General features: G+C 35.0%; 10 protein-coding genes. 2 read left to right on the top strand and 8 right to left on the bottom strand.

Annotated elements, in window-relative coordinates; genetic code table 11:
• Positions 1–49: 49 nt before the first annotated feature.
• From EZS29_RS05965 to lepB, 5 genes are all read right to left on the bottom strand, one after another.
• On the bottom strand, positions 50–688 hold the full coding sequence (locus EZS29_RS05965) for a hypothetical protein (RefSeq protein WP_130607548.1): 639 nt from the start codon (positions 686–688) through the stop codon (positions 50–52).
• 3 nt (positions 689–691) lie between these two features.
• Positions 692–1,558 (bottom strand): phenylalanine 4-monooxygenase, encoded by an 867-nt coding sequence (locus tag EZS29_RS05960; RefSeq protein ID WP_130607546.1) that lies wholly within the window; start codon positions 1,556–1,558, stop codon positions 692–694.
• Between the two features lie 75 nt (positions 1,559–1,633).
• Positions 1,634–2,695 (bottom strand): magnesium transporter CorA family protein, encoded by a 1,062-nt coding sequence (locus tag EZS29_RS05955; protein WP_130607544.1) that lies wholly within the window; start codon positions 2,693–2,695, stop codon positions 1,634–1,636.
• A gap of 110 nt (positions 2,696–2,805) precedes the next feature.
• Positions 2,806–3,414 carry a 30S ribosomal protein S4 gene (rpsD, locus tag EZS29_RS05950; RefSeq protein WP_130607542.1) on the bottom strand — a complete coding sequence of 203 codons (609 nt, stop codon included), beginning with the start codon at positions 3,412–3,414 and terminating at the stop codon, positions 2,806–2,808.
• A gap of 164 nt (positions 3,415–3,578) precedes the next feature.
• Positions 3,579–4,217 carry a signal peptidase I gene (gene lepB / locus EZS29_RS05945; RefSeq protein ID WP_281276330.1) on the bottom strand — a complete coding sequence of 213 codons (639 nt, stop codon included), beginning with the start codon at positions 4,215–4,217 and terminating at the stop codon, positions 3,579–3,581.
• Between the two features lie 326 nt (positions 4,218–4,543).
• Between lepB and ileS the strand changes: the two genes are divergently transcribed.
• Complete coding sequence (ileS, locus tag EZS29_RS05940; RefSeq protein ID WP_130607538.1) at positions 4,544–7,672, top strand: isoleucine--tRNA ligase; 3,129 nt, start codon at positions 4,544–4,546, stop codon at positions 7,670–7,672.
• A 157-nt stretch (positions 7,673–7,829) separates the two neighbouring features.
• On the top strand, positions 7,830–9,815 hold the full coding sequence (locus tag EZS29_RS05935; protein WP_172603802.1) for an acyltransferase family protein: 1,986 nt from the start codon (positions 7,830–7,832) through the stop codon (positions 9,813–9,815).
• Positions 9,816–9,817: 2 nt separating this feature from the next.
• Here the strand turns inward: EZS29_RS05935 and EZS29_RS05930 are convergent, their stop codons facing one another.
• The 3 genes from EZS29_RS05930 to tig all read right to left on the bottom strand — a co-directional run bounded on the left by EZS29_RS05930 (position 9,818) and on the right by tig (position 12,211).
• The gene (locus EZS29_RS05930) at positions 9,818–10,204 is read right to left on the bottom strand and encodes a hypothetical protein (protein WP_130607534.1); all 387 of its coding nucleotides are present in this window, start codon (positions 10,202–10,204) and stop codon (positions 9,818–9,820) included.
• Positions 10,205–10,488: 284 nt separating this feature from the next.
• Positions 10,489–10,815 (bottom strand): protein tyrosine phosphatase, encoded by a 327-nt coding sequence (locus tag EZS29_RS05925; protein WP_130607532.1) that lies wholly within the window; start codon positions 10,813–10,815, stop codon positions 10,489–10,491.
• A gap of 97 nt (positions 10,816–10,912) precedes the next feature.
• Complete coding sequence (gene tig, locus EZS29_RS05920) at positions 10,913–12,211, bottom strand: trigger factor (protein WP_172603801.1); 1,299 nt, start codon at positions 12,209–12,211, stop codon at positions 10,913–10,915.
• Positions 12,212–12,283 lie beyond the last annotated feature (72 nt).

Genomic DNA, 12,283 nt, shown 5'->3' with positions numbered 1-12,283 from the left:
ATCTCATCTTAATTCATAGTTTTTTTGAAGTCAAATATTTATTTTTTTTTTAAAAAAATATTCCACATGAGAAAAAAAATAAATTTGAGATTCTGCGAAATCTTTTACTATTATCTGCTAATGGAGTTTCCGTTATATATTCAGAAAAATAATGTGACAATCCTGCTCTAAAAACTAGGTATTTATTAAATAAATAATAAACATAAAACTCGGAATTGAGACTTCCAAGATCGTTAATATTATAAAGAAACAAATTCAAAGGAGCAGGTTTAGCTTGTACTGGTGTGTTGACTATATTTTTCGAACTCCCAAATGAATATCCAATTATATCAAGATTAAAAGCTAAACTGATATTATAAATCAAATCTACATTTGCAGTTACACCTGTATTTAATGAATATACATTTGGTGACATTATTTGTATTGACTTTTCTGCGCTTTTTTCTGATGAACTTGAATCAGTATAAAATAAATTATTTCTAGAACTAAAGTTACTTAAACGAATAAGGTAACCGACATTAATTTTATCTAAAGGTATATTTAATTTAAAATGTTGATAAAAAATTACCGAATATGCAGATACCTGACCATCCAAACCATAACTTATATTAATACCTTTATCTGCAAAAATAGGAAAGCTAATATAAAAATTAAAAATATAATAACAAGTTAATTTCGAAAAAGTCATATTTTAAATAAAGCCTTTTTTAGTTGCCCATATTCTAAATTCATTTTCGAGTTCATAGAACGATTCAATTTCAAAAAGTAAGTCTTGCATATGATGTATATCGAAGTCAGTTTCACAGATGACATCCAATGAAAATGGACGTTTCTTAACCTTTTCGGACAAACTATAAATAATCTCACCGCATGAGGAAGCTATACCTGCACCATAAATTCGACATTGTTTATGATCTCTTTTTTTGCCCGCATGAGCTGTAGGATTTATAAGTCCGAATTCTACCGTGAACCAATAAATACGATTAAACCACATGACCTCTGCATCATTTTTTGCCTGCGCGCCTGCAATGCCAAATAAATGAAAAAACTCTGCAAATCGTTGATTCGTAATCATCGCTAGGTGACCTGCTTGATCATGAAAAGTATCCGGTGCTGGCGTGTAATCAATTTCATCGATATGGCGAATAAAATCCGTACATGGAAATACTTTATTTGCGAGGAGAGCAAAAAAGTTTTTTGGAGAGACAAGTCCTTCGGCTCGGATAATTTGCCAATTAGTGCATTTTCGCAGTGTTTCACTTGACTGCGCAAGTGAAGGAATTTTCTCTTTTGGAAAATTTAATAATTTCATACCTTCAATATATTCTTCACAGAGATTACCTTGGACAAGTTGTGACTGTTTATTTAACATTATTTTCCAGGTTTTATGCTGCTCCTGTGAATATGTTGGTGTTATTATTTTTTCACCAATTGTGCCTTCAACTGATGGACTTGCAACAATCGGATATGAAGACTTTGCTTTGTACTCAACCTCTATGGAAAGTGTGCCTTCAGGGATCGGTATATTCCTTAGCTTATTAAAAAATTCTGATGCCATAATGAATTACCTTATATGAAAGTCATTGTTTGTTGATTCTCCTTAAATTATCTTTAGTAAGTATAACATTCTTAATTATAAATTGTCATGATGATTTGTTGAGGTTTTCTTCTTGGTAGTATTTGCTTTACTTTCATTCATAATTTTGTAATTTGAATAATCCATTCGTCTTTTTAAAAACGGATAATGTTTACTATGTTTCTCATCATGCAGTTTACGCATATTTTTAATTTTTTTTCGATAAATCTTCTTATAAACAAAAAATAAAAAAATAGAAAGTGGTGTGCCAAAAATCAATAGAAAGCCAATATACATAAAAATATCATGTTTAAAAGGCATACCTTCAAAGTTCATACCAAATATTCCTGCTAGGACACTCATTGGTAATAAATATGCTGAGAGCATTGTTAATTTACGCATTTGTTGATTGGAACGCTCTCCCGAAGAACCATAATATATATCCATTAATGCCATGGATTGAAAGCGTAAATGCATTACATTTTCCGACAAACGATTGTGATGATCCACAATATTTCTCATTCTAAATTTTTGATCTAAATTGAATTCAATTTTTTCCAATTGATGAAAAATGGAATTAATCGCTCCCACTGTCTGCTCAAGCTCATTGACCAGATATTTCATTCTCAGCATTTTTGTTGGATTTATATGTCGAGCAACGATTCTTTTTTCTAGCATATGCATGCCATATTCAAGTGCTCCTACATACATTTCTGAATGCTCAACCAATACGTCGAACATCTGGCAGATCGCATCATTTAAAAAAATGCTCTGTCCTTTTGGAAAGCAAAGCATTTTCCAATCTATGGCCACCACATGCGGTGTTTCATTAGCTATCAGAAGTAAAAAGTCTTTACCCAGCACGATATGGAGTTCAATTGGTTTTTCGAGTGAAGGATGGAAATAATACCAAACGATAAAATGATATTCGCCGAAGGATTCAACCTTTGTTCGCTGGTCCCTGTGCACACAGTCTTCCACTGTTAAATAGTGGAGTTTAAAACGTGTGCCTATCCCTTGCATTTGCACATAGGCTTCTTGGGGGATTTTGCTCAAGATGAGCTCTTCAAATATATAATTGCGCCCTTGGAATTTTTTAGAAAGAATAACTTCAGACAAAAAAAAACCTCCTGTTTTTTTTTCTTGTTTATCTCGTAAAAGATTTAACAAAGAACATCTACGAAGGTGTTTCGTAAGAAAACAAGGAGATCTTAATTATATAGCAAGTATTAACCGCGTTGAGCGTAGTATTCGACTACAAGGCGTTCATTTACTTGAAGAAGTACTTCTTCACGGGAGCAAACACTCACGACAGATGCCTGAAGCTTATCTGCGCTGAGGCTTAAAAATGCAGGTGGTTGTGCATTTTGGCGGTGAACGAGATTATTCTTAACAAGGCTAAGAGTTGCTTCTTTGTTTGTTGGAATAATAACTTCGCCCGCTCTGCATTGGTAACCAGGCATGTTCACTCTACGGCCGTTAACATGGACGTGGCCATGGCGAACGAGCTGACGAGCTGCTGGGATAGATGGTGCAAAACCAAGACGGAAAACAACGCTATCGAGGCGCATTTCGCACATACGGAGAAGAGCTTCACCTGTAAGGGTTTTAGCCTTACGAGCCGCTTTGATATAACGTTGCATTTGTCTTTCAGAAAGACCATAATTGAAACGAATTTTTTGTTTTTCCTCAAGAGCAATAGCAAACTCCGACTTTTTATGTGGAGCAGCACCGTGCTGACCTGGGCGAGATTTTCTTTTAATTTCTTTGCTTGTAAGTCCTGGTAATGTGCCAAGACGACGAGCGATACGCATACGTGGACCAGTGTAACGAGACATATGTACTAAGTACCTCCATAAAATGTTCAAAACACAGGCGCACTATATGTTTTTTATTTTCATAAGGAAAGCTCTTATTGAAAATCTTTCAACGTTTTTTTTAAAAAGTCAGGGTTTTTAGCTTAACCGTATAATATTATAATATAAAAAAGTTTTCACTCCCCTTATTTTATGCCCTTAAAAAACCTTTCTGCTCGAAAATCAGGAAAAAAAGCCTCATTTTCTGCTGTTGAAAACAAGATACGGAATACTTTACCGTAAACAAATGTCTTGTCCACATAGCCAAAGCTTCTGCTATCAAAGGAGTGATCGCGATTGTCACCAAGTACAAAAAGCTTATCTGGCGGGACGATAAAACGGCGGCTTTCAAAAAAAGTTGTCCCTTTGTCTTGCGCACTGAGAATAGAATGGGCTGGAAATGGAATTTCTTCGGACTTTTCAATCATTTTTGTGTAACTGCTCCCTTTATAAACAAATTCCTTTGCCAAGGCTGTGCTGACCGATATTCCATTCACAGATAAAATTCCCTTTTGGAAACTGATAACGTCATTTGGCAATCCAACCACCCGTTTTACAAGAGTATTTTTACGTTCTGGCAGATAAAACACCACCACATCTCCCCGTTTGGGCTCTCCCCAAGAAAAAAGCACTGTGCTCATTAACGGAATTTGTAAACCATAGGAGAGTTTATTTGTAAGAATACGATCCCCAGTGAGTAAGGTAGGGTGCATGGAGTCAGATGGAATTCGGTAGAACCCTAAAACAGAGGTTTTTAAGAGAACGAAGAAAGCCATAAAACACAAAACCCATGTTAACTCAAAGATAAATTTCTTATTCAAATAGACACCCTTTATGCTAAGCTCATCAAAAAATACCGACAGATATCGGACTATAAATACATTCGCTTTTCTTTTTAACGAATTCTTCTAAAAAACTATACGGATATATTATAAATTTGTTATACCCTTCGCATTACTGGTCAATCCGGTTTCACTCTATTACTTAGAGGAATATATATTTGTAAAAATTTTTTATAAATATATGTGCAATATAGATATTTATCAAGTATAAGTTACGTCATATGTCTTTGAAAGATATACAAAAGTGACCGTTTTCATAGGGAGTTTCAATGCAAGTCGAAAAACCAGCCAAGGGGATAGATTTCCCTGCACTCGAAAAAGAAATGCTTAAAAAGTGGGATAATGAAAATATCTTTCAAAGAAGCATCTTGGAACGTCCCGAAAATAAGAAATACAATTTTTATGATGGCCCCCCATTTGCAACTGGCCTCCCCCATTTTGGCCACTTTGTCCCAAGCTCCATAAAAGATGCCTTTCCCCGCTACTTTACCATGCAAGGCAATCGAGTCGAAAGACGATTTGGCTGGGATTGCCATGGCGTACCTGTAGAACTTTTAGTGCAAAAAGAACTTGGCTTAAATGGTAAACTCGATATTGAAAATTTTGGTATTGCCAAATTCAATCAAGCCTGCCGCGCATCGGTTGATCGCTACACAAAGGAATGGCGCAACTATATTCGCCGCCTAGGCCGCTGGGTTGATATGGAAAATGAATATCGCACCATGGACACACCTTTTATGGAAAGCGTTTGGCATGCTCTTAAAACTCTTTATGATAAAGGCTTTATTTACGAAAGCAAATTCGTCGTAAGTTATTCAGTCGCACTCGGCACAACTTTATCGAATTTTGAAGCAAGCCTTGACTATAGAGATGTACAGGATCCTTCCTTAACTATAAAAGCAAAACTCAAAGGCAAACATGCAGGCAAAAGCCTTCTTGTTTGGACAACCACGCCATGGACTCTGCCCGCTAACCTTGCCATTGCGATAGATGGAAAAGGTATTTATGCAGAAGTACACGACAACGCATCCAATGAATCTTTTTATATTTTAAAGAACAGAGTTTCTGCTTACTGGCCGAATGAAGACAACTATAAAATAGTCCGTGAGTTTTTAGGCAAAGAACTCGAAAATACAAGTTATGAACCTTTTTTCTCATCTTGGGTCGAGAGTGCAGGTGAAAATGCATTTAAAGTTTATGCGACAAACTATGTTTTGCATGACACAGGAACAGGAGCCGTGCACACAGCTCCCGCTTTTGGAGAAGATGACTTTAATGCAGCCAAACACTACGGTCTTCCCGTTTTAGATCACCTAGATACCAATGGAAAATTTAAAGAAGGAAACCCAGCAGAACTAGTTGGCCTCGATTTTAAAGCTGCTGACAAGCCTATTATTGTCGATCTGAAAAAGCGTGGTTTTGTCTTTAAACATGAAACCTTTGTCCATAGTTATCCACACTGTTATCGTTCAGGCCTGCCACTCATGTACAGAGCGGTGCCTTCTTGGTTTGTAAAAATTGAAGAGAACAAAGAACTTCTTCTAAAAATGAATAGTCAGATCAATTGGATGCCAGATCATATTAAAACAGGTCGCTTTGGCAAATGGCTTGAAAATGCAAGAGATTGGAATATAGGTCGCTCACGCTACTGGGGAAATCCAATTCCAATTTGGAAAAACACAGAAACAGGTGAAGAAATGTGCATTGGCTCTGTAGCAGAGCTTCAACAATACACAGATAAAACCATTACAGATATTCATATGGAATTTATCGATGACATTGTTATTCCATCTAAAAAACACCTAGGAACGTATCTTACTCGTGTGCCTTTCGTACTCGATTGTTGGTTTGAATCAGGCTCTATGCCTTATGCACAGCACCACTATCCATTCGAAAGATCCGAAGAATTTAAAGATCTTTTCCCAGCAGATTTTATCTGCGAAGGTCTAGATCAAACGCGTGGTTGGTTTTACACATTAACTCTACTTTCAGGCTTGCTTTTTGAAAAACCTGCATTTAAGAACGTGGTTGTAAACGGGCTTATTCTTGCTGAAGATGGCCGTAAAATGAGCAAGAGCCTCAAAAATTATCCCGACCCCATGGCAACACTTGACGAATTCGGAGCTGACTCCGTAAGACTCTTTTTGCTTTCTTCACCAGCAACAGTAGCTGAAGAAGTTCGCTTTAGTGTAGATGGTGTGAAAGAAAGCACCCGTCGAGTGTTGTTACCTTTATGGAATGCCTATTCCTTTTTTGCAACCTATGCTTCCATTGACAATTGGGATCCCACAAAAGATTCCGTTAAAAGTACAAATTCACTGGATAAATGGATTTTATTGCGCTTAAATGAGCTCGTAAAAAATATAGACGAAGCAATGAATTCATATCAAATAGCTAAAGTTGCTCCTACTTTAATTGAGTTCTTTGATGACCTAAATAACTGGTATATCCGCAGAAGTCGCAGACGCTTTTGGAGCAGCAATAAAGAAGCATATTCAACACTTTATGAAGTTCTCCTCCAAGCAACACAGATCCTAGCTCCATTTGCGCCGTTTGCAGCTGAGTACTTTTTTGGCAAACTCGCTTTAACAGATGAACTCAAAAATGTTGGCAGCGTTCACCTTTCGCTCTTACCTAAATACTGTGAACTCAACGCAGAAGAGCAGGTGCTTTTAAAAGAAGTTGCCATTGCTCGTCGCACTGTTGAACTCGGAAGAACGATTCGCGTTTCGCATAAATTAAAAAATCGTCAACCTCTTAAAAAGTTAACCGTAGGTGTTCTCTCAAAAGAATATGGCGAACAGATTTTAAAAATGAAAAGTGTCATTTGCGAAGAATTAAACGTAAAAGATGTTTCTATCACTTACGATCCCTCTGAGCTTGCAAAAATCATTGTGAAACCAAACTTTAAAGTTCTTGGCAAATCCTTGGGCGATAAAATTAAAGATTTACAATTATTACTAAACGACATTTCGCAAGATAATGCAACGAAAGCTCTGCGTAAAGAAACAATTCAAATTAAAGATTTCACTTTAAAACCTGAACATGTTTTAGTTGAGTTGCGACCAAGTGGAAGTAACTTAGTTGCGACCGATGCCGAGCTCGTTGCCGCACTTGATCCCACAATGACGGAAGAATTACGTTTCGAAGGCATTGCCCGTGAACTTGTCAGTCTTATTCAGAAAGCAAGAAAATCTGCTGATTTTAATGTAGAAGATAAAATATACTTACAATTAAAAACGAGTAACGCACTTGCCCAAGCAATAAATTCAAACAAGGAATATATTGAAGACGAAACTCTTTCTAAAATTGTCGAAGAAATAGATGGGCAATTAGAATTTACAACAGAATTAGATTGTGAAGGCGAGAAAGTATCTTTAGCGATGAAGCTTATCTAAAAAAATTCAAATAAATATTTACCAGAAAATTCCTTCCTAAATTTTAAGCCCCGATGAAATGACAGAGATTATCGGGGCTTAAACTTGATATATCCAAATAATCTTGTTAAAAAAATTCAATAATAATGGGATTACTATTGAGATGAAGGCATGTGTTTTGAACATTAATAAAAATTTAGAGTATCGTCCTGATATTGATGGGTTACGCGCAATAGCAGTGCTATCAGTTGTCTTATTCCATTTTTTTCCGGTATTAAACCCTGGTGGATTCATCGGGGTCGATATATTTTTTGTCATTTCGGGTTTTTTAATCTCCACAATTATATATAAAAATTTGGACAATCAGTCCTTCAAAATTTCTGAGTTCTATACCAGAAGAATCATACGCATATTCCCTGCTCTCATATTTGTATTATGCACTGTGCTTATTTTAGGATGGCTGCTTTTATTCGAACGTGAATTCAAATATCTCGGGAAACATATCGCAGGAGGGATAGGCTTTATCTCTAATGAACTGCAATGGCGAGAAAATGTTGATTATTTTAATTCTGGATTTAAACCTTTACAAAACCTTTGGTCGCTTGGTGTCGAAGAGCAATTTTATTTACTTTGGCCTTTTTTGGCCATCTTATGCTGGAAATACAATAAAAATTTTTTAAAAATAATAGTATCTATGTTTTTTATTTCTTTTTTAATAAATATTTTTTCACTTTATATTTTTGAAAAAATGTCCGAAGCATATCTTATGACTTTTTCTAGACTATGGGAAATAATAGCTGGCTGTTTTTTAGGTTATATTACATTATATAAAGAGATAAAAAGCAATCCCATTCTTAATAATTTAAAATCAATCTCTGGATTTTTCTTAATTACTCTCTCTCTTTGCTTTATTGATAGCACTCGATTTTTCCCTGGATTTTGGGCTTTACTTCCTGTTGCAGCGACATATCTTATAATTGACTCAGGTCCAAAAGCATTTCTCAATCAGAAAATTTTAGCAAATAAATTGTTAGTATATATAGGATTAATCAGTTATCCGATTTATCTATGGCACTGGCCTTTGCTTATATATAATAAACTATTAGCAAAAGACAATCCATCCAATGCAAGTCTAGTTATTATTTTTATTATGACCATCATTCTTTCTATTATAACCTATCATTTACTTGAAAAATCTATTAAAAGAATTAATAAAAAGACAGCAATTTATTCTTTAGTTCCTATAGCAATTTCTCTATTAATCATTGGCATAAGTGGATATAAACGCTTGCTAAAACCCTACTCAAGTCAATTCAACCTAGAGACGTTCAATGCTGCAGTTGAGGACTGGGATTTTCCTACTAAAAACTTATATAAACTTAAATATAATAATTCGTATTACTATGAAAGTTCAAATGACAAAGATAAAATTCTGTTCATGGGTGATAGCAATATGGAACAGTATGCGCCAAGAATAGAAAAAATCTTATACGATCATCCAAACCTGAAAAAAAATACTATACTTTTTACAGGCAGTGGTTGTATGCCAATAAAAAATGTAAAAATTCTAGGCAAGACCGGTTGTCAAGAATATCTTCAAGATGTCTATAATTTTGCAGAAGATCCGCAAATCCCAACGGTCGTTATAAGTGGACTTTGGCTAGGATATTTAAGTAAAGATAGTAAAGCTTATTATGAAAAAAATGATTTTAAAGAATATTTAAATAAGTCTGAATTAGCAAAGGATAAAATGCTGAAAGAGTTTGAGGACAGCATTAAAAGACTTGTCGAACTTAAAAAATCTGTTTACGTTGTCCTTAATATCCCAATTGGAAACGAGTTTTCACCTACTCATATGATTTCACGTTCATTATTTAATAACAATTTTAGCCCAATTATTAAAGATATGAATAAAAACGAATTTTTGGATTCTGAGAATGGATTTTTAAAGAAATTAAAACAAGCAGCATTAAAGGGTGGAGCACAAGTCATAGATCCTCTTGATTATTTATGTAATGAAAACTCTGTCTGCCTTACTCTCTTTCAAAATAAACCTTTTTATAAAGATTCTGGACATCTTTGTGCATCATTTGTAAGAGAAAATATTAAATATTTGGATTTTATTTTTATTAAAAAATCAGAAATATTACAGCAAACTTTTTAAAATTATAAAAATTTAGCTTCGAGTTCTAAGCTTATTTTAAAATCAGTTAGATTAATATTTGAATCTACATGTGTTATAAAATTTAATTCTGTAGATTTACTTGTATCAAAAGATTTATACTCAAGTGGGCGTTCAACCTTATCACTAATTTTTTTATAAGTAACAAAAATATTTTTCAGTTCATTCGGATTATAAAATTCAGGCGTATAATATGGACTAGGTAACGTTATGGGTTGCCAAATTTTCTTTTTAATTTTTTTACTTTTTATAAAAACTCTTTGTTTATTGATTGCAGCTATATTTTTCTTTGTAATTATCACTTCATTTGCCAAAGATTGTGTTTGATATAGACAAAATAATAAAACAAATAAGCTTTTTATAAAAGCCATGCAAAAAACCTCTAAATTTTTAAGAACTATGATTTTTGAGCTTAAAAAGCAGCGAAAGCTCGAAGAAAAGTAATTATACCATATTATAATGGCTTATAAAAGCATTATTTTTAATAAAATTTACTTATATATCAATTAGTTATATAATTCCAATCTCAATCTATTCGTTTGCATTACTCATCACAAACCAGGAATTGAGGATGTGTTTATTTTTTCTTAAACTCATAAACAAAAAAAGCACCCCCATTTGGGGATGCTTTTTTAAAAAATTCAGCTGCCGTAAATTAGTTTGATGCAGGGGCTGGTGCTGCTTCGCTGGAAGCAGGTGCTGCTGCAGCTTCTTTTTCTTTCTTACTCTTTTTGCTAGCCTTGCTCTTATGACTTTTCTTTTTGTGTTCAGCCTTTTTCTTGTGTTCTTCTTTCTTTTCAGCTGCAGGAGCTTGTTCAGCTTGTGCTGGAGCAGCAGCCTGTGCAGTTGCAGCTGGAGCAGCTGCTGGCTTAGCAGCTTCTGCTGCTGGAGCTGGAGCCGCAGAAGGTTCACTTGTTTGCGCAAAAGCGGAAACTGAAGACAAAGCAAAAACAGTAGCAATAAGTGTAGATACAAGTTTCATAATAAAAACCTCCATAAAGAGACTATTTTCAAGGAGCAAACTCTGCTCATTTATACAAACGTCTCAATAGGGAGGTTTATTCCGAGTCACCTATAAATTATTTTGTCTCAGCATTTTCTGTTGAATATTCCACTTTAGCTATTTCAAGAATTTTAGCGATCACTTTACGGATCATAACTTGCCCACGGAATTCATCATAGACTTGTGCGCCTGCGCGTTTAACAAGTTGCTGAGGATCCATGCGATTTGCCATTGCATATGATGCCATATCGCGTAGCATTTCGTCATCCGTTACCGAAATTCCTTCTTGACGAGCAATGTGGCCAAGCGCAAGAATTCCACGTACCTGTTTATTAGCCCATTCACGATATTTAGCACGAACTTCTTCGTTGTCTGATTTAACATGATTTTCTTTTGCAACACGCGAATTTGCATCGGCAATCGCGCGATCTACAGTACTTTCAATAAGACTTTCAGCAACTTCAAATTCATTGGTGCTGAGAACTTGCTCAACAACTTGCTCAAAAGCTACATTTGAACGTGCTTCTTCATTGCTTCTTTTAATAGTTTCTCTTAAATTTTTACGAACTTCATCCATTCCAGGATAACCAAGACGTTTTGCGAATTCTTCATCAAAAGCAGATGGGACAAGAGTTTCAACACTGTTTAAAGTCAGATTGAATTGAACTGCTTTTCCTTTTAGCTCTGCATCTGCAAAGTTTTCAGGGAGTTCAACTGGAAATTCTTTAGTTTCAGACGCTTTCATTCCTACAATCGCTTCTTCAATTGCAACAATATTAGAGCCATTAAGTTCAATCAATTGATTTTTTGCTTCTTTACCTTCTAGTAAGGTGCCATCAAGAGACACTGTGTAGCTGACATTTGCCACATCTCCTTTGGCTATTGTACGTCCGGATTCATCTTTTTCTGTTTTTCCTAAAGCACGTGCATAATTATTTAAAAGTTTTTCAACTTCAGCTTCTAAATCGATATCAAGATTTTTGTTCATCTTGACTACGATATTTTGATAATCTTTGATTTCAATTTTAGGATTGATATCCACTGTCGCAGAGAATTCAAAATCCTTATTTTCTTCAAATTGATTTTCAGGTTCAATATGAGGATGACTTACAATTTGAAAATCGACAGTCTTTGAAACATTTGTATATGCATCATTTATAACACGATCCGCAGCTTTCTTAACAATATCACCCATATAAAACTTCCGGATGAGAGTTGCAGGAGCTTTTCCTTTACGGAAACCACGAATTTCTGCTGTTTTCTGAATTTCAGTTGCAACTGCTTGAAACGCATCTTTAATAGAGGATGCAGGCACTGAAATTTTAAATTTACGACGGGTGCTATTTACTTCTTCGATAGTTGAGGAAAATGTCATTTTTTGTTCCCACTTACAAAATAATCCCAAAAGAGGATTTTGCATTAAAAATTGCTAAGCCCAAATACGAGC

The organism is Fluviispira sanaruensis (genome assembly GCF_004295685.1).
Lineage (GTDB): Bacteria > Bdellovibrionota_B > Oligoflexia > Silvanigrellales > Silvanigrellaceae > Silvanigrella > Silvanigrella sanaruensis.
This window is presented reverse-complemented; position numbering and strand designations above follow the sequence as displayed.

Coding starts and splice junctions, on each gene's coding strand:
- EZS29_RS05965 (WP_130607548.1), bottom strand. CDS start 688: ATGACTTTTTCGAAATTAACTTGTTATTATATTTTTAATTTTTATATT.
- tig (WP_172603801.1), bottom strand. CDS start 12,211: ATGACATTTTCCTCAACTATCGAAGAAGTAAATAGCACCCGTCGTAAA.
- rpsD (WP_130607542.1), bottom strand. CDS start 3,414: ATGTCTCGTTACACTGGTCCACGTATGCGTATCGCTCGTCGTCTTGGC.
- EZS29_RS05930 (WP_130607534.1), bottom strand. CDS start 10,204: ATGGCTTTTATAAAAAGCTTATTTGTTTTATTATTTTGTCTATATCAA.
- ileS (WP_130607538.1), top strand. CDS start 4,544: ATGCAAGTCGAAAAACCAGCCAAGGGGATAGATTTCCCTGCACTCGAA.
- EZS29_RS05925 (WP_130607532.1), bottom strand. CDS start 10,815: ATGAAACTTGTATCTACACTTATTGCTACTGTTTTTGCTTTGTCTTCA.
- EZS29_RS05960 (WP_130607546.1), bottom strand. CDS start 1,558: ATGGCATCAGAATTTTTTAATAAGCTAAGGAATATACCGATCCCTGAA.